Below are 22,134 nucleotides of genomic sequence, written 5' to 3'. Positions count from 1 at the left end.
GACAGTCCGGTCTGGCCGGAGGTGATGACCTGGCGTGCCCTGGTCCAGGATGCGGGTGGATCGGCCTTGTGTGGAAGGGGATCAGTGTTCGGTGACGAGTCCGCGCCGGACCGTGATGTAGAACGTGGTCAGGTCGTCGATCAGGTCCTCGAGCTGGCGCCGGTTGTACAGGTCGGCGTCGAGCAGCCAGTCGGAGATCAGGTCGAACAGGCCGCCGACCAGGCCGATCGCGACGCCGTGCCGGGTCCGGCGGTCCAGCTCGGACGGTTGGCCGTCGTACGCGTCCCAGAGCTGTTCGAGGAAGCCGGCGGCCCAGCGGCGGTTGGTCCGGCGCTGGCGCTCGACCGTGGGGGAGATGCCGCCGGCCTGGCCGAAGGTGACGCGCGCGATGCGCGGGTCGTCGACGAGTGCGTGCGCGAAGGCCGAGAGCAGACCGGGGGCGACCTCGCGCTCGCTGCCGCCGGCGTGGGTGGTGGCGAGCCTGGTCATGGTGTCCTCGAGGCGCTCCGACGTGCGCTTCAGGAGCGCGACGTAGCAGGCCTCGCGGCTGTCGAAGACCTCGTAGAAGCTCTTCGTCCCGACGTACGCCGTGGTGCAGATCTGCTCGATCGAGGTGTTCGGGTAGCCCTGCTTCGAGAACAGGTCGAGCGCCGCGTCGAGCAGCTGCTCGCGCCGCTCGGCCCGGCGTTGGTCGGCGTCCAGGCCTCTGATCACTCGCCCCATGCGCGGACGTTACCCTGTGCGGCCGGTCGGTAACCAGCTGACAGGTTTTGAACACGAGGACTTGTCGAGAACCGGTGGACGTGCTCCACTGTCGGTCACCCCGTCGTCACCGAACGACACAGCCCTCGGGAGCCGCGATGAAACCTCACCTTCTCCGAGCAGCCGCCGGCCTGGTCGCCGGGCTGCTGCTCGCCACCGCCGGGATCGCCTCGGCGGATGCGACGACGTCCCGCGCCGCCGCGCCGTCCTCAGGCTTCGACAACTGGGCCTGCAAGCCGTCGGCCGCGCACCCGAATCCGCTGGTCCTCCTGCACGGTCTCGGCGGCAACGGCCCCGGCAACTACTCCTTCCTCGGCCCGTACCTCGCGGCCAAGGGCTACTGCGCCTTCACCCTCACCTACGGCCAGGCGACGCCGGCGATCCCGGTCGGCGGGACGGTCTCGATCGTCCAGTCGTCGGCGCAGATCGAGGCGTTCGTGGATCGGGTGCGGGGCGCCACCGGCGCCGCAAAGGTGGACATCGTCGGGCACTCCGAGGGCGGCTTCCAGAGCCTGTACGGGCCGAAGGTCCGCGGGTACTCGGCGAAGGTCGGCAAGGTGGTCGCGCTCGCGCCGCCGACGCACGGGACGACGTTCGCCGGTCTGGTCAGCGTCGGCGACTATCTCGGCCTGCGGCCGCTGGTCGACCGGGTGCTGCGCGACTTCGGCTGCCCGGCCTGCGACGAGATCATCGTCGGGGGCAGCGAGGTGGCGAAGCTGACCGCCGGTCCGATCGCGCAACCGGGCGTCAAGTACACGGTGATCGCGTCGCGGTTGGACGCGCTGGTGACCCCGCACGAGACGTCGTTCATCCGCGAGCCCGGGGTCAGGAACCAGTTCGTCCAGGACACCTGCCCGCTCGACCCGGTCGGCCATGTCGGGCTCGCCTTCGACCCGACGGTTGCGCAGCTGGTCGCCAACGCCCTGGACCCGGCGCGAGCGCGCCCGGTCCTCTGCGGCTTCGGCCCACCGCTGTGATCCGTTGCGTCCGAAGAATCGCCGTGCGTCCGAAGAAACCGAGGCGATAGCGCACGGTCGTTCGGACGCATCGAGCTTCTTCGGACGTACGGGCGCGGATGCCGACAGCAGGGGAGCCTGCATCCGCGCCCAACTCGTGGGACCCGCCGGCTCGGCCACCGCCCCGACCGAGCGGGCCGGGCTCACGGCGTACGGCTTTCAGGCAGTGTGTTCGAGGTGCTGCGACGGGGGACCGATCAGCAGGGCCGAGCCGCAGCTGACGCAGATCCACTCGCCGGCCGGGTCGTCGACCGGATGGTCCCCGGCCTCGACCCGCTCGAAGAGCACCGTCGCCTCGCAGAACACGCAGTACTGCGTGTCCTCGCCGGCCGACAGTGCGGCAGTCCTTCGCTTCGTACGCACGACAGGCTCACCTCCGGTGACATTCCGTTTCCAGACTGCCACCGGAGCCGGCGCCGGCCGGGTAACGACACGGCTCAGTTGGTGCCGTCGTGCCACTCGCGGCCGAGCTCGTGCTCCTTGGCCAGGCCGGACCGGATCGCCTCGACGACGAACGGCTCGATCTTCTTGCCGATCAGCGGCACCGCGACCTTCACGTCCAGCGTGATCGCCTGCACCGTCTGTGCCCCCTCGGACCGGATCGTCGCGGTGCCCTTCAGCGTCACCGGCGTCCCGGCGATCTCACCGTGCACGTCGGCGTCGCGCGACCCGTCCGGCTTGGCCGCGTGCCAGGTCTCGGTCTGGACGACGGTCAGCGTCTCGCCGACGAACTTGCGGGCGATGTCCGGGACGTCGTCCGACGGCATCTTCCGCTCGACCCGGACCACCGTGTCGTCGCCGGTCGTGGCGACCTTGACGTCGTACGACAGCGCCTTGGTCTTCTCGCAGGCCTGCTCGCGGAAGGTGGCGTCGGTGACGATCGCGAAGACTTCCTCAGGGGTGGCGTCGTACGACGCCGACATCTTCAGCTCCATGCGCCACATCATGGCATTACCCGTCGGTCACCCGGCGGTCTGACAACCTTTCACCGCGCGCCTTCCGTACTAGCTCGTGACGGACCGAGTGAGGAGACGACCGGATGGCTTCGCGGGACGAGGAGTTCAGCGCGTACGTCGCGCAGCGGCGCACGCAGCTGCGCCGGGTGGCGTACCTGCTGTGCGGTGACGTGCACAAGGCCGAGGACCTGGTCCAGACGGCCCTGCTGAAGCTGTACGTCGCCTGGCCGCGCGTCCAGCGGGCCGGCAACGTCGACGCGTACGCGCGCCGGATCCTGGTGAACTCCGGCATCGACGAGAGCCGCCGGCCGTGGCGCCGGGAGGCACCGGGCCTCGACGGGCTGGACGAGCCGTCGATGCTCCCGCCCGCGGTGGAGGACAGCCGGGTGGTGATGGAGGCGCTCGCGAAGCTGCCGCTCGGGCAGCGGCGAGTCGTCGTACTGCGGCACTTCCTCGGGATGTCGATCGACGAGACCGCCGCGGACCTGCGCTGCAGCGCGGGCACGGTCAAGAGCCAGAACGCCAGGGCGCTCGCCCGGCTGACCGAGTTGCTCACCGCGCAGTTCGGCGCGGTAGGAGGGCAGGACCGATGATCGACGAGAAGGAGCTGGAGGCGAAGCTCACCGAGGCCGCCGCGTGGCAGGACGACCTGCTTCCGCGGACCGCGGGGGAGGACCTGCTGGCCGGGCAGCGCCGGCTGCGTCGATGGCGAGTGCTGGCGGGCGCTGGTGCGGTCGTCTCGGCCGCCGCTGTGGGCGCGCTCATCGCGGTGGTGACGAGTTGGCTGTCCCCGGTGCAGGGCGGACTGCCGCCCGCTTCCACCCCTTCGCCGACCAGGCCCGCGGTCACACCCGGCGAGTTCTCCGGGAACGCGGCCCAGGACGCGGCGTTCGACAAGGCGATGCGGGCCGCGCTGCGGCAGCACCTCGATCCCGCGGGCAAGCATCTCGACTACAGCAGCAAGGGTGGGTTCGCGATCGGGCAGACGCCAGGCATCCGCAGCGGCGGAAACCGGGTCGGGTGGAAGATCGCCGGCCAGGCAGGCGTCGGTTACGTCGATCTCCACGTCTCCACGTCGGCGTCCGCGACCAGCGACCGGTGTGGATCGATGGCCTTCACGCCGGCGCTGAAGTGCCGAACGGTGACTCTGCCGAACGGCCGCAAGGCCCAGCTCGGCCGGCGCGGCGAGGCGGCCGAGCTGACGTATGTGAAGGCCGACGGCGAGTTCGTGATGGTGCGGACCGACCCGTTCTGGGGCAACAACGCGACCGTACCGGTGCGCGGCATGGGGATCACCGACGCGAAGCTGTTCGCGCTCGTCACCGACCTGCGGGTCGACCTGCCGCCGCTGTCGACCGAGCAGCAGCAGGCCGAGGACGAGCTGAAGAACTTCAAGCCGACGTACGCCGAGGCGCACGCGGCCGCCGTACGGGTGCTGACCGGGGGCACGCTGACGCACGCATTCGACGACACCGTGCCGGAGCAGTTCGGCTCGGTCGAGACCTGGCGGAAGGGGTCGCTCGAGCAGACGGTGATCATCGCGGTCGACTCGGCGCAGTTCGTCAGCAAGTGCTCCGCGCAACTCGGCGGCCTGACCTGCAGCGAGACGACGACCCCCGACGGCAAGAAGGTCATGTACGCCGAGGGAGTGCCGGCCCGGGGTCAGGGCATCCAGAAGTACATGCTCGGCGCCGCGTACCTGCAGCCGGACGGCAACCTCGCGTCGGTCCTGATCCACAACCCTGGCAAGCAGCCCGAGCCCGGCGGCATCACCAAGGAACAGGTGATCGCGCTGGTGACTGATTCAGCGTTGGACAAGTAACGCACTTGTGACGCACTGTGATGGAAACATCATGTCGGCCCGACTGGTCAGATTGGTAATTTTCCTACCACTGAAGCCCACTTCGAGGTAGGAGTTCGCGATGCGTGTGCGCACGATGCTGGGGACCACCGCGGCACTGGCCGGTCTGCTCGCACCGGGTTTGGTTGCCCTCGGCGCCGAAGCCGCCCCGGCCACGATGGCCAAGAAGTGCAACACCAAGGAGATCAACTGGTACGTCCGCGGCGGCCACGAGGTCTACGTCGGCACCAACCTCTACTCCGACTGGATGGAAGGCCCCGGCCGCATCACCTACCAGAAGACCGCCACCTCGGAGTCGAACTCGTCCTGGACCGGCGACCTCGGCATCAGCGCCAACGTCGTGATCGCCGAGATCAAGTCCCAGTACGCCAAGACCGTCGGCAAGTCCCACTCGGTCTCCGACAGCTGGTCCTACACCGCCGAGGTCCCCAAGAACAAGATCCGCCGCCTCCACCAACTCAAACAGTCCTGGCGAGTCCAGGTCGTCCGCTGGCGCTACACCACCACCGACTGCAAGAAAACCAAGGAAGTCAGCAACAAAACCGCCACCTTCCCGGTCAAGAACCACGACTACATGTGGATCCTGGTCGGCAAGGCCTAGGAGAGTCCGGGCCCGGTCCCGGCGGTGATCAGACCGTCGGGGCCGACCGACGGGTCGGTGATGATGGGGTTTCCCCAGACCAGGGCCTCGTAGTACGTGGTGTTGGGGACGGCCATGCAGAGGTGCTGGTTGGGGATGCCCATGCCGTGGATCTCGGCGCGGAGCTGGAAGCTTTCGGCGAGGTGGGCGATTCTCAGTGCGCCGGTGAGACCGCCTTTCAGGGCCGCGGAGGTGCGGACGTACGTCGCGCTGCCGGAGTGGATGAAGTCGGCGATGTTGAAGTGGGCGCCGTCGCTCGTTTCGCCGACCAGCAGCGGGATGTCGACGCGTTCGGACAGCCACCGGTGGCTGGTCAGGTTGAACTCGCGCATCGGTTCCTCGTACCAGCGGAAGCCGAGGTCGCCGAGGACGCGGCCGAGGCGGACGGCGTCGGGCAGGTCGAAGCCGGCCGAGCCGTCGTACATCAGGTCGACGTCGTCGCCGACGTGGGCGCGCAGCCGGGTCGCCAGCTCGGCGTCACGCCGTACGTCGCCCCAGGCGTGCAGCTTGATCGCGCCGAAGCCGCGCTCGAGGCACTGGTCGGCGACGTCGAAGTACTCCTCGACCGAGTCGTACGTGACCGTCGACGCGTACGCCGGGATGCTGGTCCGGTACGTGCCGATCAGCGCGTGCACGGGCAGCCCGGCGACCTGGCCGGCGATGTCCCAGAGCGCGATGTCGACCAGGCCGAGGAAGTACAGCGGGAACTCCTCGATCCGGTCGAGCTCCCAGATCCGGTGCCACAACCACTCGCGGTGCAAGGGATCCTGGCCGATCAGCTCGTCGCGGACGCGGCGCTCGACGAGGTCGGCCGCGATCACGCCGCGCGGGGTCTCGGCTCGCCCGACGACGCCGTCGGACGTGGTGATCTTCAGTACGCCGCCGCGCAGCGCGGGCTCCGACCCGGGCAGTCCGTCCCGCCAACGGAACGGGTAGGCGGCCGGGATGTCGACCAGTTCGACCTCTACGCGCTCGATCTTGCTCACGATCCCTCGCCCTTCAACCGTTCCCTGATCCGCTGCTCGAACTGCGCCTGCGTGGTGTCGATGTGCTGCACCATCCCCGTCGCCGCCTTGTCCGCGTCACCCGCCGCGATCGCCGCAGCGATCCCGACATGCTGCTCGGCCGCCACCTCCAGCGACCCCGGCACCGCCCCCGCGAACAGCAGCCGGTCCGACTGCTCCTTGAAGTCCCGCAACGACGTCACCGCCGCCTGCAGGAACACGTTCCCCGAAGCCTCAGCCACGGCATCATGAAACGCCCGGTCGTGCACCCGGAACGCCTCCGGATCCCCAGCAGCTTCGACCGAAGCCTCCGCCGCCGTACGAATCGACTGCACCAGCGCCGGCCTCGCCAGCGAAGCCGCCAACCGCGCCGACTCGGCCTCGATCAGCCGCCGGTGATCGAACAGCATCGCCACATGCGCGAGATCCGTCGGCTGGAAGTACGACACCTGACGATCCGCATTCGTCGGCACCGACACGTAGATCCCGGCGCCCTTCCGTACGGCGAGCCGCCCCACCGCTGCCAGCACCTTGATCGCCTCGCGCGTCACCGACCGCCCGGTCCCGAGGATCTCCGCGAGCCCCTTCTCGGTCGGCAGTCGGTCGCCCGGCTGCAGCCCCTGCTCGGCGATGTAGGCGAGCAACCGCTCGGCGACCGTTTCGTAGCCCGGCCGGTAGGTGTCGTTCATGAGGACCCACCATAGATGCGCAGCTCGTAGATGCTGCCGCCGTTGAAGTTCGACCCGGTCACTGTCAGCCGCACATGACGCGCCTGTACCGCCGCTGCTCCGACGGAGGCATTCATCCGCTGACTGGTCGCAACAGTCGTCCGGTCGTCGAAGATCCGCCAGTCCTTCCCGTCGAGCGACGTCTCGATCCGGTACTTGTACCCACGCTCCAGCTCGAAGTGCGTCACCACGCTCCGGACGGCAGTCACCGCTCCCAGATCCACCTGCAGGAACGACGGATCCGGCAGCCCGAGCCCCTGCGCCCACCGCGTCGACAGATCCCCGTCGACGGCGAGTTCAGGCCGGTTCGGCTCGGAGTACGAGGACACCGTGACAGGTTTCCCGACCGCGAGTCCCGCTTCGCCGTACGTCGTGACGCTGCTCGCCGCGCTCGGCGCGGACGCGTTCAGGTTCGCGTCCCGCGCCACGACGGTGAACGCGTGCGTCGACCCCGGATGCAGCCCGTCGACCCGCAGTCCGGTGTACGGCGTCGCCACCAGTCTCACCCCGTCCTGGTACACCACGTAGCTCGTCACGTCACCACCAGCAGCCGGCCAGCTCAACTCAATTGCTGTCGGCAACAACACGTCAGCCGACGGTCGCGTCGGAGCGGCAGGCGCCACGTCATCGTCAGTCACCACAGAACGCTTCCCGTACACCTCGAGCTCGTAGATGCTGCCTCCGTTGAAGCTCGACCCCGTCACCGTCAGCCGCACGTACCGCCCGCGCACCGCGCCCGGCACCGACGCGTAGTTGTCCGGCTGCGTCGTCACCTCCCGGGTACGGTCGTCGAACAGCGTCCAGTCCGTCCCGTCCGGCGACACCTCCAGCTTGTACGCGTACCCCCGCGGCAGCTCGAACATCGTCACGATCCCGGTCACGTCGTACAGCGCCCCGAGGTCGACCTGAATCCACGACGGGTCCGGCAGCCCGAGCCCCTGCGCCCATCGTGTCGACAGCTTCCCGTCGACCGCGAGTCCCGGCACGTTCGGCTCCGAGTACGACGAGACGCTGACCTCCTTGCCCAGCGCAAGGTTCTCCGCCGCCGGCATCGTGACAGCCACCGCCGGACTCCGGCCGGACTCGTTGCCCGCGGCATCCCGCGCCGCAACGCTGACGCTGTAGCGACGCCCGGCTTCCAACCCGGTGACCCGAGCACTCAGCCCGCCGGAAGCACTGACCGCACGACCGTCCACGAAGACCGTGTAACCAGTCACCCCGACCGCATCCACAGACCTCGCCCAGCTCACATCCGCGATCGTCGGAAAGCTCGTCGCCACCACCGGCACCCCAGGCTTCGTCGGCGCCACCCGATCACCCGGCGCAGGCTTCGGATCAAGATGCCGGTACGCCGGCTCGAGCCCAGCGCGAGCCACGATCGACGCAGGCAGCTCCGAGCATCCCGCAACCACCGTGTTGTCCGCGATCGTCGAGTCCACCGTCCCGGCCTGGGTCAGGAACACCGGCGTCGACGTGAAGTTGCGCCGGGCATCGATCCCGAGCGCGTGGTTGAGAAAGATCCACCTCTCCGCGACCTCGCACAGCGCGTTCCCGCTGGTCGTGAACCCCTTGCTGCCCTCGTCGTGGTAGATCGCCCCGTACGCCGGCCCCGGCGTCTTGCGGATGTAGTTGCCCGACACCACGCTCCCCGGCTGCGACCCGAGCGTGTAAATCGCGCCGCCGTCGGCCTGCTTCTTCATGATGTCGTTGATCGCGTTGTCCCGGACCACGTTGTCGCGCGCGGTCGTCGGCGTCGCGTACACCGGGATCCCGGCGTTCCCCGGGTACGCCGGGTTGCCGCCCTGGTCGGTCAGCCCCCAGCCCCACCCGATCGAGATCCCGGAGTACGGCAGGTCGCGGATCTCGTTGTGCTCGATCACCGTGTGCTCGGTGTACCCGGCCAGGATCGCCAGCGACCCGCTGTAGTCGGCCGCCGCGCGGGTGATCAGGTTGTTGCTGACCAGCGTGTCCTTGGTGATCGCCCGCGGATCGTCCGGGTGGTGGTCGACGATGTCGGTCCCGCCGACCTGGATCCCGGTCGCGGCGACGTCGGTGACGATGTTGCCGCGGACAACGGTGTCCTGGGCCCCGGTGTTGAGGTTGAGGCCGACGGCACCCAGATGCGTGAACGTACTGTTGGTGAAGGCAACGTCGCGGCTGTAGCCGACGTTCACGGCGCCGGGTGTCTTCTGCCAGTGCGGCCGGGTCTCGTCGAAGTCCGGATGCCCGGTGCCGACGATCCGGAAGCCGGCCTGGCCCTCGACGACGCCGTCGTCGCTGCTCGGCGCGAGCCAGGTCGAGTACGCGAAGGTGATCCCGTCGAAGCGCACGTTGCGGACCGGCTCGGCCGCCGTACCGGTGACGTTGACCAGGTCCTCGACCAGCGGCACGGTGACGGTCCGCAGGTCCTGGCCGGGCTTGGGGGACAGGTAGAGATCGCCCGACGACTTGTCGAGGTACCACTCTCCGGGGGAGTCGAGCAGCTCGTACGCGTTCTCGATCCAGCTCGGGTTCTGGATCTCGTAGCCCTGGTGCAGGTTCGCGTTGTCGTAGCAGGGCTGCTGCATCACGACCGTCGTACCGGACGCCGACTGGACGGGGCAGCGGTAGTGCATCCAGCCCCAGCGGCTGTTCACCTCGATGTCGCCCTGGTTCTTCCAGCCGACCATGCTCTGCGTGGTGTCGGTGTAGCCGGTCGCGGTCTTGCTGAAGCCCGGCGGGTTCTCCGGGCCGCGGGCGCGCTGCTGGCGCTCGCCGGCGACGTACAGCTGCCGGAAGTCGATGGCGCCGACGTGGGCCTTGTAGATGTTCTTCGCGGGGTCCGACAGCGTCCAGTTGGTGACCGCGCGGCCGCCGCTGATCGTCACCTTCGTGCCGGGCAGTGCCTGGTAGACGACCTCGTGGCCGTTCCGGCCGGAGTCGGCGGCGGTCAGCCGGAAGGTGCCGGTACGGCGGTGCTCGCCGGGCAGCAACACGACGCGGATGTCGGCGCGCTGGTGGCGGGTGAGCTTGCGGACCTGGTCGCGGGCCTGTTCGAGCGAGCCGAACGGGCGCGCGAAGGTCCCTGTGCCGCTGCCGCTCGGTGCGACGGACAGGGTGGTGGTCGCCGGGGTGGCGGCGGCCGGGAGCGGGATGAGGGCGAGCAGGCCGGTGAGCGCGAGGACGCGTCGCAGCATGAGTCAGGCCAATCGGTCGGGCGGGTCCGATAGTTCAGACTTATCGCCGATCAGATTGGCACATCGGGCTTAGGATTGGGAATAGATCAGGTCAATCCGAGTTGATCCAGGTCCAGGTCTCGGTCTCCGCGGTGACGCCGGCCTGCTCGCACCACACCGCCACCTTCCGGTGGTTCTCCTGCAGCGCGAGCCCGTCGCCCAGCTCACCCGCCGCGACCAGCGCGTGGAAGCAGGCCACGCATCGGTCGGTGAGCTCGCCCTCGAACGACTCCCCGAGCAGCTCCTCCAAGAAGACGGTCAGCGGTTCGAGCCCGGCGTACCCGGCGTAGACGGAGTAGATGTACTCGCGCCCCGGATCGGACCCCAGCGGGAGGTAGTCGTAGCTCTCGGCGAACGCGATCCCTCGCTCGGCGCGCCCGGCGTCCAGCGTCAGCCGCAGACCGAACACGCAGTCGTTCCGGGTCCGTCGAACTTCCAGCAGCAGCTCCCGGCGATCCACCGGGCCAGCCTAGACGGCGTCCCCAACCCTCACGGCGTCGCGTTCAACAGATCGAGCGCGCTCTGCTGCCGAGCCGCGTCCAACTGATCAACCGGCCCCGACCAGTGCAGTCCGTACTGATCCAGCTCCGTCCGATCACTCGCGTACGCCCGATCAGCCTGCCGCTGCAAGTACGCCGTGTACGGCCGATCCGGCAACGCCGCGTTCAGCTGCCCAAGCCCCCGCACGTACGCCCCCTTGAACGACGGCGCATCCGCCCCACAATCACCTGACTCGCACGGCTCCCGCAGAATCCCGTCCGCCGTGTGCAGCCCAGGCGCCGTCGTCGCCGCATCAGCCAGCTCCCGCGCCCGCTCCAGGTGGCCCAGCTCGGTCAGCGCACCGATCAGCACCCCCTGGTTGTACGACCACTCCGTCTCACCGTTGTTCCGGCAGGTCGCGAGCTCCAGCCCGTCGTTCACCAGGTTCGCGCCGTTGATCATCCCGCTCTGCTCGAACCAAGCCCACCCCGCCTGCGCACGCTCCAGCTCAGCGTCGCCCGCCGTCCGATTGTGCAACGCCGCGTTCAGCTGGATGAACAGCGAGTTCGTGATCGCGTTCTTGTACGTCTTCGCCTCGCTCCACCACACTCCGCCGCCACAGCGGTCGTCCCAGTACGCGGCCATGTGCTCGGCGTCCACCCCCGCCGTCTCCAGGTACCGCGCCTCCCCGGTCAGGTCGTACGCCGCAACCCAGGAGAGCCCCCACCACCCGGTGTCATCGAGGTAGTCGTTGCGAAACTGCCCCTGCTGCGCATCCAGGTTCAGCTCGTACGTGCGCGCGATCGCCGGCCGATGCGTCTCGTCGCCGGTCAGCCGCTGCGTGTGGATCAACGCGGTCAGCGCGTTCGCCGAGTTCCACCACCCGGTCGTGTCGAACAGTCCCGTCGCCTCGTTGTAGAACTGCATCAGGCCGTTCGCCGCCGCGACTCGCCGATCCATCGACCCAGCGTCGTCAACCGCCCACCCGGAGTCAACCCCCAACTCTTGACCCGTTCCACGCATCGTCCTAGAAACACCAACGATGAGGAGACCGATGCGCCGCCTGCGGGGACTGATCGGCAGCCTGCTGGTCCTGGTGCTGCTCGGCGGCAGCGTGGTGATGGCCGCGCCCGCGCCGGACGACGTCTACCGCTACCTCGACGACCCCGGCCGGGTCGCCGAAGGACAGGTCGCACCGCACACCCGCCTCTGGCCGTACGCCGACGACGCCTCGGCGCTCAAAGCCGCCGGTACGCCGTACGTGCGCTCGCTCGACGGCGCCTGGAAGTTTCGCCTGTTCGACAAGCCCGCCGACGTCCCCGACGACTTCGCGAAGTCCGACGGCACCGGCTGGCCGGCCGTGCAGGTCCCGCACACCTGGCAGAGCGACTTCCTGGATCACCCGGTCTTCCGCAACATCCCCGAGGAGCTCTGGCCCGACGTCCCACCGAAGACGCCGCGGGACGTGAACCCGACCGGTGCCTACCTGAAGACCTTCGAGGTGCCTCGTGGTGAAGCGGGCCGCCGGCAACTGCTCCGGTTCGAGGGCGTGACCAGCGGCTACTTCGTCTGGGTCAACGGCGAGTACGTCGGCTACGACCAGGGCGGCTACAGCCCGGCCGAGTTCGACATCACCGAGCACACCCGGCCGGGCGCGAACACGGTCGCGGTCCAGGTCCACCGCTGGTCGGCCGGCTCGTACCTCGAGGACTACGACCAGTGGCGGTACTCCGGGATCTTCCGCGACGTCTACTCGTACTCCGTCCCGGCCTCGCGGATCCAGGACGTTGCCATCAGCACGGACCTCGACGCGGCGTACCAGGACGCGACGCTCACCGTCGACGCGTCGCTGGTCGATGCCCGCGGCTACCAATTGACCGCGTCGTTGCGCGACGCAACCGGGCATGAAGTGACCGCTCTGCAGGGAAAGGCCGACGGCGAGCAGTTGAGGCTCAGCGGCGTCGTGACGAATCCGGCGAAGTGGTCGGACGAGACGCCGACGCTCTACCGCCTGCTGCTCACGCTCACCGACAAGGACGGCCGGGTCGTGCACCGGACCAGTCAGCAGGTCGGGTTCCGCGAGATCGAGGTCAAGGACCGGCAGGTCCTGCTGAACGGCAAACGTATCCTGTTCCGCGGCGTCAACCGTGCCGAGACCGACCCGGCGACCGGCCGGCATGTCACTCGCGCCGCGATGGAGCGCGACGTCCGGCTGATGAAGCAGTTGCACCTCAACGCCGTACGGACCTCGCACTACGAGAGCGACCCGTACTGGTACGAGCTCGCCGACAAGTACGGGCTGCTGATCGCCGACGAGGTCGACATCGAGACGCACGCCCACGAGCGCTGCCCGGCGGCTTGCCTGGCCGACAAGCCCGAGTGGCAGGCGGCGTACGCCGATCGCTTCACCGCGATGGTCGAGCGCGACAAGAACCACCCGAGCGTCGTGTTCTGGGACACCGGCAACGAGGCCGGGCTCGGCGCCGCGCACTTCGCGATGGCCCGCTGGGCCGACGAGCACGACCCGACCCGGCTGCTCTACCACCAGTCGAACGTGCCCGACGGCGATGCGCCGTACGCCGAGGTCGCGGGCCCGCGCTACCCGACGCCGGCCGCGCTGGAGTCCAAGGCGAAGGTGTCGCCGAAGCCGATCGTGATGGGGGAGTACGCGCATGCCATGGGCAACGGTCTGGGCAACTTCGCCCAGTTCTGGGCGCTCGCGCGGAAGTACCCGTCGGTGCAGGGCGGTTTCCTCTGGGACTGGGCCGAGCAGAACCTCGACCAGCCGCTGATCACCACACCGGGCGAGGTGCAGACGTTCTTCGTCGGCAAACCTTCGGTCGTTGCCGGTCACACCGGCCGAGGGGTCCACTTGTCGGGCCTCGACGACTTCGTCAACGTTTTCCGCGATCCTGCGCTGGATGTCTCCGGTCCGCTGACCGTCGATGCGTGGGTGAAACCCGACGTCTGGTCCGGCTCGTTCCCGATCGTCACCAAGGGCAACCAGTACGCCCTGCAGATGCCGAACGCCGCGTCGGTGGAGTTCCGCGTCACGCTGAACGGTGTCGAGAAGGCCGTCAGGCTGACGGTCCCGGAGAACTGGCGCAACACCTGGCACCACGTCACCGGCTCGTACGACGGCACCGCGCTCACCGTCTCGATCGACGACCGGACGACGCGCCTCCCCGCGACCGGAACCATCGAGCCGACGGTCTGGGAGGTCAACCTCGGCCGCAACGCCCAGCTTCAGCAGGACCACACCCGCACCCGCCTGGCCCACGGCACCATCGACCAGGTCCGCGTCCTGTCCGGCACCAAGCCCGTCCTGTCCTTGGACTTCGAGTCGACGAAGAACGAGGGCACCTTCCCCAGTCTCGGCCTCAGTCTCTCGGGCACGGACGGTTTGGTCAGCACCGACCGAACCCTCCAGCCGGAGACAGCCGAGCTGGCGTGGGCTCAATCCCCGTTGCGCTTCAGCTCGCCGAAGCCCGGTGTCATCACTGCCCACAACGAACAGCAATTCGCTCCGCTGGACCTGGAGGTGACCTGGACGATCCGTGAACAACGCAAGGTCATCCGGCGAGGCGTCGTCCCGCTGAAGCTCCAGCCCAACGCGACCCAGACCTTCACCGTCCGGGTCACTCCGTCACCCGCTGAGCGTTTCCTCGACCTCGACGCCGGCCCGCTGCAGCGTGACCAGTTCCCGCTCGGCGGCACCACGGCGCCAACTCCGGTCGCCGTCGGCCGACCTGCTGTTGCGACCGCCCCGGGCCGCACTGTCGTCTCCGGCCCCGGCTTCGCCTACACCTTCACCGCCGGCCGCCTCACCTCCCTGGTTGCCCGCGGCACGCAACTCCTGCGCACCGGCCCGATGATCGACGTCTGGCGCCCACCCACCTCCAACGAGACCTACGCCTGGGGTACCGCCGACCGCCTGATCTGGAACCAGCTCGGCCTCGACCGCCTGCAAACCACCCCTGGCGCTACCCGAACAACACGCCTCGAGGACGGCCGCATCCAGGTCACCGTCCCCAGCACCGCCGCCGCACCCGGCCATGCGCGTGAGCTCGCCTTCCACCAAACGATGACCTACACGATCGACGCGGCGGGGACGATCACCTTCGCCCACCAGGTGACGCCGACGGGCAGCAAACTCAGCACCCTCCCGTACCTACCCCGCCTCGGCTTCCAGCTCCAGGTCCCCGACACCTTCAAGAACTTCACCTACTACGGCCGAGGCCCCGAAGAGTCGTACAGCGACCGAGCGCAAGGCACCCGCATCGGCGTCTACAGCAGCACCGTCGACGACCAGTACGTCGCCTACTCCCGCCCACAGGCCTACGGCAACCACACCGACACCCGCTGGACCACCCTGTCCGACCAGCAGCACGGCCTGATGGTCGCTGCAGCAGCAGGTGCCTCAGTGGACGTCAGCGTCACGCCGTACGACCGGCTGGACCGCGCGGAGTACGACTTCCAGCTCCCGCTCGTCCGCAACCGCGGCTGGGTCACGCTGCACGTCGGCGCCGCCGAGACCGGCATGGGCGAGACGCCGAACGGCGTACTCGCGCCGTACCGGATCGACCCGACCAAGCCCCGCACGTACGCCGTGACGCTGCGTCCGCTGTCCGCAGCGGAGGCCGCTACTTCATGAGCGGCCGGATGGTGTCGCCGGTGGTCAGGTGCGCGCTCACCGGCGACGTCACCTTCCCCGGCAGCGCTACGACCGAACCCGGGATGTTCTGACCGCCGACGGTGAGCCGGTCGACCTTGCGGCTACCAGCTGCCAGCAGGTACGTCGTACCGGTCGGTGAACGCCAGGCGGTCGTCGCCAGCACGTTCTGGTCGAACCGGCTGCAGATGGCCGTGTTGGACGCCTGGCCGGCGGCCAGCCCGGCCGGGAACAGCTTCACGCTCGCCCAGCCGCCACCGGACCAGCTGTCCGACCGGGTGCACACCCACGCGCCGTAGGTCCCGTCGGGCAGTCGCTGCTCGGCGAAGGTCCAGTTGTTGGCCGCCTTGACGCCCTTGTTCTCCAGGGCTTGCAGGCCGCACACCGTGCGCGCCCAGCTCACCAGCGCGGCACCACTGGTCGCCTCCCGCGGGAAGCGCGCAGGTCCGAGCGACGGCGGCGGCATGTAGGTCAGGTGCACCGGCGAGAGGCCGCCCAGGTACGTGACGAGGAACGCGTGCTTCTCCGCGATCGCCTCCGACGAGCGCAGCTGCAGCGCGGGCCACGACGAGCAGTCGGCAGCCGGCGGCTTCACCGGCGCGGTGATGCCGTCGGCCGTCGGGAGCTTGCCGGTCGGCGTGTCCGGCTTCTTCAGGTCCCGCAGACCGGTCTCCGCGACCCAGGGCGCGGCCAGGAACCGTACGCCGTCGGCGTTCTCGCTGATCGCGACGACGGCCGAGGTGGTCACGTCCGCGTCGTCGGTGCGCGCGACGACCAGCTTGCCGTCGCGGTCGCTGTAGCGGGCGATGCGCTGGCCGTCGTGGAACAGCACCACGGCCGCGCCGTCGACGTCACCGGCGTACAGGAGCTGCGGGGCTTCCGCAGGGGCGACCGGCGACGTACCGGCCACTGCCGTCACGCTCGTCCCGTCCGACCAGGTACGGAGCGCTCTGGACAGCAGCTCGCGGTCGCCGATCCGGCCGCCTCGTGCGGGCCACGCGGTGAAGTCCACCCGGGCCGTGTCCTGCCACAGCACCCGCGACCGCTGCAGGTCGTCGGCACTGAGCTGCTCGGCCACCGGCTGCTGCGCCACGACCGGAGCGGCCTGCGCCGTCTCCTTGCGCCCAGCGGTCAGCGCCAGCGAGGCCAGCAGGACCAGGGCGAGCAGCACGGTCACGATGATCGCCACCGCGCGGCCGCGCGCCTTGCGGCGCATCAGGTCGGTCGGCGCCAGCCGCACGGCGCACGGGTCGAACACCTGCGCGTCCAGCGGCCCGCTGACCCCGGCGACAGCGCTCTCGTCGAGCTCGGCCGCCTCCTTGATCGCCGCGGTCGCCGAGTCGATCCCCGCCGCGCGGAGCTCGCTCTCGGCGTCGCCGACGCTCAGGTGCTCGATGCGGACCAGCGCCCACGCGGCGCGGGCTTCCGGCGTACAGGCGGCCATCACCTGGTCGAGCGCGAGGTCGTCGGCCGCACCGGAACGCGGGAACAGGCGGAAACCCCAGACCTGCGGCAGCAGCCGCAGCGGCGGTCGCGTGTGCGCCTGCCGGACGGCGTCGTGCAGCACCTTGCGACGGACGTACGCCGCCGCGCTGGTCTCACCGGCCAGCTGCCGCTCCAGCTTGCGCCGGTCGGGCATCGCCCGCTGGACCACACCGTGCGCCGCCAGGACCCGCCGGTGCCGGCCCAACGCCGACGGAAGCACCAGGTAGGCCAAGCGCACCAGCGCCGGGTAGTTCTCCAGCAGCGCCGCCTCGACCTCGGCCGGACCGACCTCGACCGCCGCCACTCGCTCCAGCGTGTGCACGTGTCCACCACATCTCAATCGACCCCGTTGACCTCATTTCCAACGAACGAAGGCTCCTTGCGTCACACCACCTTCTCGAACACGTCACAGCCGAGCGCGTCGCAGTGCCGCCTACGGGACCGAGTTCCACAGTCACCGGCTGTAGTGGCGGTTATCCTCGCCCCGTGAGCAGCCAGAGCGAGAACGAGGGACGTCCCAGCGCCGACGCCGTGACCGGCCGGTGGGACGGTGTCGACGTGCACTTCGGCGAGGAAGGCGGCCGGCTCACCTACGGCAGCTACCTGCGGCTGCCGCAGCTGCTGGACCAGCAGCGGCTCGAGTCGGACCCGCCCGCGCACGACGAGCTGCTGTTCATCACCATCCACCAGGTGTACGAGCTGTGGTTCAAGCAGGTCCTGCACGAGATGACCGCCTCCCGGGACGCGATGCTGTCCGGTGAGCTCTGGCTGGCCCAGCACCTGCTCCGCCGGGTGCACACGATCGAGCGGACGCTGACCCAGCAGGTCGACATCCTGGAGACGATGACTCCGCAGGACTTCGGTGAGTTTCGGCACCGGCTGTCGCCGGCCAGCGGGTTCCAGTCGGTGCAGTTCCGGGAGATCGAGTTCCTGTCCGGCGCGAAGGACCCGTCGTTCGTGAAGCGGTTCCGCGGGCTGACCGACACCGAGAAGGCCCGGCTGGAGCAGCGGCTGGACGAGCCGACGCTGTGGGACGCGTTCCTCGGCGTACTGGAGTCTGCTGGGTTCGGTACGTCGTCGGAGGAGGACCTGCGGACCGGGTTGTCGGCAGTCGCCCGCGACCGGAGCAAGTACGGCGCGATCTGGGAGCTGGCCGAGGCGCTGCTGCAGCACGACGAACTGGCAGCGGCCTGGCGTGCCCGGCACGTAGTCATGGTCGAGCGGATGATCGGCACGAAGCCTGGTACGGGCGGGTCGTCAGGCGCCGGCTACCTGCGCTCGCGGCTCGACCTGCGCTACTACCCGCACCTGTGGCACCTGCGGACGTCGCTCTAGGACGTGACGATCAGCTGGTCCATCTCCACCGCGTGGCCCTCGCTGCACTCGGCCTTGATCGTCACCGGTGCGTCGCAGCCGCTGTGGCTCAGCTTGATCGGCGCTGCCGCCGCCTGGTGCTCGTTGCTCCACTGAGCCAGCGCGAACACCACCGGCATCAGCGCCTCACCACTGGCGGTCAGCTTGTACTCGTACCGCTTCCGCTGCCCCGGCTCCTGGTACGGCAGCTTCTCCAGCACCCCCTGCTCGACCAGCGCCTTCAGCCGCCCGGCAGTAGTCGCCTCCGTCAGCCCGCTGCGCGCAGCGAAGTCGTCGAACCGCGTGGCGCCGTAGTACGCCTCCCGCAGCAACAGAATCGCCGACCGCGTCCCAACCGCCTGCACGGCCACGTCGATCGGGCAGTGCTCACCCAGTGGTTCGTTCCCACGCCGGGCCAGCCGCCCGGCCAGTTGAACGTGCATGTCTTTCAGCGTACTCGCTGACTAGCGCGTACTAAAGCCAGGCGGGCGCACGAGTTCAGGGCGCGGGTCCGCGGCTCCTGCGTTAGTGTCACGCCTCTACAGCTCCCGGGAGGCGGCACGTGAAGCTCTACTCCGCAGTGCGAACCCAGCGCTTCTGGCAGGTCTTCGGCGACCTGATGCTGGTCGGCTGGATCGCCCTGTGCACAGCGCTGGGCCTGGCCGTCTTCCGCATCACCAACGCCCTCGGCTACCCCGGCCGCAAAGCCGCCTCCGCCGGCGACGGCCTCGCCGAGGACCTCCGCAAACTCTCCGAACCGGTCGGCCGCGTCCCCGTCGTAGGCGACGAGCTCAAAGCCCCCGTGGACGGCGCCGCCGGCGCCGCAGTCCGCCTCGCCGACGCAGGCCGCGAGCAAGCCCACGCGGTAGAACAACTGGCCTACCTGTTGGCCGGAGTCACCATCACCCTCCCAGTCCTCTTCGCCCTCCTCATCTGGCTCCCACGCCGCATCCGCTTCTCCCGCCGCGCCACCGCCGCCCAGAAGTTCATCGACAACGCCGCCGACCTCGACCTGTTCGCCCTCCGTGCCATGGCCAACCAGCCCATGCACAAACTCGCCAAGATCTCCGACGACCCGGTCGCCGCCTGGCGCAACCAGGACCAAGCAGTCATCACCCAGCTGGCCGACCTAGAACTCCGAGCCACGGGCCTCAAGGCCCCCAAACAACTCACCCCGCCCGCGGAACTCACGTAGCACCTCGGACTCTCTCCAAAATCTCTTTCCGGCCGCAGCGACCTCAACCACAGCCCGCCGTACCGGCCGCATCCCCACCCACGGATCGGGGCACCCACCTGGCCCACCCATCTACTCTCTTCCCATGGCCCGGGTGCTGCTGGTTGAGGACGACGACGCGATCCGCACCTCCCTGACCAAATCCCTCACCGCAGCCGGCCACGTCGTCACCCCCCTCGCCGGCGGAGCGGAAGGCGTCGCCGCCGTCGCCCGCGACAAACCCGACGTCCTCCTCCTCGATCTCGGCCTTCCCGACCTCGACGGCCGCGACGTGCTCGCCATGGTCCGCTCGGTCAGCGACGTGCCCGTCATCGTCGCCACCGCCCGCGACGACGACGCGAGCGTGGTCGCCCTGCTCGACGCCGGCGCCGACGACTACGTCATCAAACCCTTCAGCTCGGTCCAGATCGACGCCAGGATCCGCGCCGTCCTCCGCCGTAGGGGCCCAGAGCAACAATCAGAGGCGCTCCAGCTCGGCGCCCTGAAGATCGACCCGCGCAGCCGCGAGGTCACCGTCGACGGCAGCCCGGTCGACCTGACCCGCAAGGAGTTCGACCTGCTGCTCGCCCTGTCCCGCCGCCCCGGCGCCGTCGTCACCAAACGCGAGCTGCTCGCCGAGGTCTGGGGCCTCCCGTGGGGCGGCGGTGACCGCACGGTCGACGTCCACCTGTCCTGGCTGCGCCGCAAACTCGGCGAAACCGCCGCCGAACCGCGCTTCCTGCACAGCGTCCGCGGCGTCGGCGTCAAACTCGCCGCCCCCGAGAGCAGCTGACGATGCGCCGCCGCATCCTCCTGCTGTCCGTCGGCATGACCACGCTCGTCGTGCTCGCGTTCGCCGTACCGCTGACGCTGCTGATGCGCAACGCCGTCGTCGACGACGCGCTGGAGAAGGCGCAGCTGCGCGCCCAGAACGTCGCGTACTACGTCGGCGACAAGGACAACTCGCCCGACGAGATCGCGGCGTACATCGAAGGTGTCGCCGACGACGGCCCCGGCCTGATCTCCGTCCAGCTCCCCGACGGCTCGCTCCTCGGCGATGCCCCGCCGGGCGGCGTCAAGCAGCCCGAGACGGTCCCCGGCGGCTACGACGAGGGCCACAAGGGCCCGCCGAAGGTGTCGGCGGCGACCGTCCGCGAGGTCGACGGCGGCAAGGTGACCGAGATCGACGTCGGCCGCGTGGGCGGCCCGGCGGGCGTCTGCCTGTTCCTCACCGACTCCCAGCTGTACGACGGCCTCGCGCTCCAGATCGGCTTCCTGATCGCCGGCAGCCTGCTCGTCCTGCTGCTCAGCATCGCCGGCGCCGAGCTGGTCTCCCGCCGCCTCGCCCGCCCGCTCGAGGAAACCGCCCGTACGGCGGAACGCCTGGCCCGCGGCGACACCGACGCCCGCGCGCCGACCACCGGTCCCGCCGAGGTCGCCCAGGTCGGTGCCGCCCTGAACGGCCTCGCCGACCGCATCGACGAGGTCATCGCCGTCGAACGCGAGGCCGTCGCCGACCTGTCCCACCGCCTCCGTACGCCGCTCACCGCGCTCCGCCTGCAGGTCGAAGCGCTGCCCGACCGCGAACGCGCTGAGGAGCTGAACACCCAGGTCACCTCCCTGGAACGCACCCTGACGGCAGTCATCAAGGCCGCCCGCCGCCCGCAGCGCGAGGGTCGCGTCCCGCACTGCGACGCTGTCGAGGTGGTCCGCAGCCGCGCTGCCTTCTGGGCGCCGCTGTTCGAGGACCAGGGCCGCCACCTGACCCTCGACCTCCCGACCCCGCCCGCCGAGATCCGTCTCGCCGCCGAAGACCTGGCCGCCGCACTCGACGCCCTGGTCGAGAACGTCGTCGCCCACACCCCCGACGGCACCGCCGCCCGGATCACCCTGTCCCGCGAGCGCGTCGCTTCCAACCCCGGGATCCGCATCGTCGTCGCCGACGAGGGCCCCGGCATCCCGCTCGGCGCCGGCACCCGCGGCCGCAGCGACCGCGGCTCGACCGGTCTCGGCCTCGACATCGCCCGCCGCGCCACCGAGGCCGCCGGCGGCACCCTCACCATCCACGGTTCGGCGGTCCACCTCACGTTCCTCGGCAAGTAGGCCCGGCGAATCCACGCCGCCTACACCACAAAAGGTTGATGCGTCAACTGCGCCTAGTAGGATGGAGGCGTGGCGAACGAACCGTGGTTCCGGGACGACGAGCAGAAGGCGTGGCGCAGCTACCTGCTGATGTGGAAGCTGCTGGAGACGCACGTCTCGCGGCACCTGCAGCGCGAGTTCGGGCTGTCCGCGTCGGACTTCGAGATCCTGGTCAACCTGTCGGAGGCGCCGACCGGGCGGATGCGCGCGTTCGAGCTGGGCGAGGCGACCCAGTGGGAGAAGTCCCGGATGTCGCACCACCTGACCCGGATGGAGAAGCGCGGGCTGATCGCGAAGGTCGCCTGCGACGCGCGGTACCCGGAGATCGTGATCACCGATCAGGGCATGGAGGCGATCAAGGCCTGCGCGCCGGCGCACGCCGCGCTGATCCGCGAGCTCGTCCTCGACACGCTCGGCACCGAGCGCCTGATCGAGCTCGGCGAGGCCGGTGCCGAGGTGGCGACGGCTGTCGAGAAGCACCGCCAGACGACCTGCCCGCCGGACGTCCGCGGCGAGTGCTGACCGCCTGGAGCTGAGAGGTCCTCTCAGCGAAGTCTCAGCAGGACTTGATCGCGGCTTGAGGTTCCCTTGGTGCGGCCCTGAGCTG

General features: G+C 69.6%; 20 protein-coding genes. 10 read left to right on the top strand and 10 right to left on the bottom strand.

Annotation, left to right across the window (positions count from 1 at the left end; genetic code table 11):
- Positions 1-81: 81 nt before the first annotated feature.
- Positions 82-723 carry a TetR/AcrR family transcriptional regulator gene (locus AB0M01_RS24965; RefSeq protein WP_363673409.1) on the bottom strand — a complete coding sequence of 214 codons (642 nt, stop codon included), beginning with the start codon at positions 721-723 and terminating at the stop codon, positions 82-84.
- Positions 724-860: 137 nt separating this feature from the next.
- Here AB0M01_RS24965 and AB0M01_RS24960 point away from each other — a divergent pair, with 137 nt between their 5' ends.
- The gene (locus AB0M01_RS24960) at positions 861-1,739 is read left to right on the top strand and encodes an alpha/beta fold hydrolase (RefSeq protein WP_363673407.1); all 879 of its coding nucleotides are present in this window, start codon (positions 861-863) and stop codon (positions 1,737-1,739) included.
- A gap of 198 nt (positions 1,740-1,937) precedes the next feature.
- Here the strand turns inward: AB0M01_RS24960 and AB0M01_RS24955 are convergent, their stop codons facing one another.
- Together AB0M01_RS24955 and AB0M01_RS24950 are read right to left on the bottom strand one after the other, a co-directional pair.
- Positions 1,938-2,141, bottom strand: coding sequence for a hypothetical protein (locus AB0M01_RS24955; protein ID WP_363673405.1), 204 nt, complete (start codon positions 2,139-2,141; stop codon positions 1,938-1,940).
- Between the two features lie 74 nt (positions 2,142-2,215).
- On the bottom strand, positions 2,216-2,713 hold the full coding sequence (locus AB0M01_RS24950) for a DUF2505 domain-containing protein (protein ID WP_363673402.1): 498 nt from the start codon (positions 2,711-2,713) through the stop codon (positions 2,216-2,218).
- A gap of 104 nt (positions 2,714-2,817) precedes the next feature.
- Between AB0M01_RS24950 and AB0M01_RS24945 the strand changes: the two genes are divergently transcribed.
- The 3 genes from AB0M01_RS24945 to AB0M01_RS24935 all read left to right on the top strand — a co-directional run bounded on the left by AB0M01_RS24945 (position 2,818) and on the right by AB0M01_RS24935 (position 5,196).
- Entirely contained in the window at positions 2,818-3,327 is a 510-nt protein-coding gene (locus AB0M01_RS24945; RefSeq protein WP_363673400.1) for a SigE family RNA polymerase sigma factor, read from the top strand.
- On the top strand, positions 3,324-4,556 hold the full coding sequence (locus AB0M01_RS24940; RefSeq protein ID WP_363673398.1) for a hypothetical protein: 1,233 nt from the start codon (positions 3,324-3,326) through the stop codon (positions 4,554-4,556). The genes AB0M01_RS24945 and AB0M01_RS24940 overlap by 4 nt, the downstream gene beginning before the upstream one ends.
- 100 nt (positions 4,557-4,656) lie before the next feature.
- Positions 4,657-5,196, top strand: a complete 540-nt coding sequence (locus AB0M01_RS24935) for a hypothetical protein (protein WP_363673395.1) — start codon at positions 4,657-4,659, stop codon at positions 5,194-5,196.
- Here AB0M01_RS24935 and AB0M01_RS24930 read toward each other — a convergent pair.
- The 5 genes from AB0M01_RS24930 to AB0M01_RS24910 all read right to left on the bottom strand — a co-directional run bounded on the left by AB0M01_RS24930 (position 5,193) and on the right by AB0M01_RS24910 (position 11,622).
- Positions 5,193-6,221 (bottom strand): enolase C-terminal domain-like protein, encoded by a 1,029-nt coding sequence (locus tag AB0M01_RS24930; RefSeq protein ID WP_363673393.1) that lies wholly within the window; start codon positions 6,219-6,221, stop codon positions 5,193-5,195. The genes AB0M01_RS24935 and AB0M01_RS24930 overlap by 4 nt on opposite strands.
- On the bottom strand, positions 6,218-6,928 hold the full coding sequence (locus AB0M01_RS24925; RefSeq protein ID WP_363673391.1) for an FCD domain-containing protein: 711 nt from the start codon (positions 6,926-6,928) through the stop codon (positions 6,218-6,220). Before AB0M01_RS24925 ends, AB0M01_RS24930 begins: the two co-directional genes overlap by 4 nt.
- Positions 6,925-10,143 (bottom strand): discoidin domain-containing protein, encoded by a 3,219-nt coding sequence (locus AB0M01_RS24920; RefSeq protein WP_363673389.1) that lies wholly within the window; start codon positions 10,141-10,143, stop codon positions 6,925-6,927. The genes AB0M01_RS24925 and AB0M01_RS24920 overlap by 4 nt, the downstream gene beginning before the upstream one ends.
- Before the next feature lie 91 nt (positions 10,144-10,234).
- Positions 10,235-10,642 carry a hypothetical protein gene (locus AB0M01_RS24915; RefSeq protein ID WP_363673387.1) on the bottom strand — a complete coding sequence of 136 codons (408 nt, stop codon included), beginning with the start codon at positions 10,640-10,642 and terminating at the stop codon, positions 10,235-10,237.
- A gap of 29 nt (positions 10,643-10,671) precedes the next feature.
- Positions 10,672-11,622, bottom strand: coding sequence for a glycoside hydrolase family 76 protein (locus tag AB0M01_RS24910; protein ID WP_363673385.1), 951 nt, complete (start codon positions 11,620-11,622; stop codon positions 10,672-10,674).
- A gap of 94 nt (positions 11,623-11,716) precedes the next feature.
- Between AB0M01_RS24910 and AB0M01_RS24905 the strand changes: the two genes are divergently transcribed.
- On the top strand, positions 11,717-15,316 hold the full coding sequence (locus AB0M01_RS24905) for a glycoside hydrolase family 2 TIM barrel-domain containing protein (protein ID WP_363673383.1): 3,600 nt from the start codon (positions 11,717-11,719) through the stop codon (positions 15,314-15,316).
- Here AB0M01_RS24905 and AB0M01_RS24900 read toward each other — a convergent pair.
- Positions 15,306-17,141 carry a hypothetical protein gene (locus tag AB0M01_RS24900; protein WP_363673381.1) on the bottom strand — a complete coding sequence of 612 codons (1,836 nt, stop codon included), beginning with the start codon at positions 17,139-17,141 and terminating at the stop codon, positions 15,306-15,308. The two genes, AB0M01_RS24905 and AB0M01_RS24900, sit on opposite strands and share 11 nt — an antisense overlap.
- 164 nt (positions 17,142-17,305) lie before the next feature.
- Between AB0M01_RS24900 and AB0M01_RS24895 the strand changes: the two genes are divergently transcribed.
- Positions 17,306-18,154: a tryptophan 2,3-dioxygenase family protein gene (locus AB0M01_RS24895; RefSeq protein ID WP_363673379.1), complete on the top strand. Its 849-nt coding sequence runs from the start codon at positions 17,306-17,308 to the stop codon at positions 18,152-18,154.
- Here the strand turns inward: AB0M01_RS24895 and AB0M01_RS24890 are convergent.
- Positions 18,151-18,615 carry a helix-turn-helix domain-containing protein gene (locus tag AB0M01_RS24890; RefSeq protein WP_363673377.1) on the bottom strand — a complete coding sequence of 155 codons (465 nt, stop codon included), beginning with the start codon at positions 18,613-18,615 and terminating at the stop codon, positions 18,151-18,153. The two genes, AB0M01_RS24895 and AB0M01_RS24890, sit on opposite strands and share 4 nt — an antisense overlap.
- 119 nt (positions 18,616-18,734) lie before the next feature.
- On the opposite strand from AB0M01_RS24890, the gene AB0M01_RS24885 reads away from it, so the two are divergent.
- The 4 genes from AB0M01_RS24885 to AB0M01_RS24870 all read left to right on the top strand — a co-directional run bounded on the left by AB0M01_RS24885 (position 18,735) and on the right by AB0M01_RS24870 (position 22,049).
- A complete protein-coding gene (locus tag AB0M01_RS24885; RefSeq protein WP_363673375.1) occupies positions 18,735-19,367 on the top strand; it encodes a hypothetical protein in 633 nt (210 codons plus the stop codon).
- A gap of 124 nt (positions 19,368-19,491) precedes the next feature.
- Positions 19,492-20,178: a response regulator transcription factor gene (locus AB0M01_RS24880; protein ID WP_363673373.1), complete on the top strand. Its 687-nt coding sequence runs from the start codon at positions 19,492-19,494 to the stop codon at positions 20,176-20,178.
- 2 nt (positions 20,179-20,180) lie between these two features.
- Complete coding sequence (locus AB0M01_RS24875; protein WP_363673371.1) at positions 20,181-21,488, top strand: HAMP domain-containing sensor histidine kinase; 1,308 nt, start codon at positions 20,181-20,183, stop codon at positions 21,486-21,488.
- A gap of 69 nt (positions 21,489-21,557) precedes the next feature.
- Positions 21,558-22,049: a MarR family winged helix-turn-helix transcriptional regulator gene (locus AB0M01_RS24870; protein WP_363673369.1), complete on the top strand. Its 492-nt coding sequence runs from the start codon at positions 21,558-21,560 to the stop codon at positions 22,047-22,049.
- Positions 22,050-22,134 lie beyond the last annotated feature (85 nt).

Source organism: Kribbella sp. NPDC051770 (assembly GCF_040681455.1).
Taxonomy (GTDB): domain Bacteria; phylum Actinomycetota; class Actinomycetes; order Propionibacteriales; family Kribbellaceae; genus Kribbella.
This window is presented reverse-complemented; position numbering and strand designations above follow the sequence as displayed.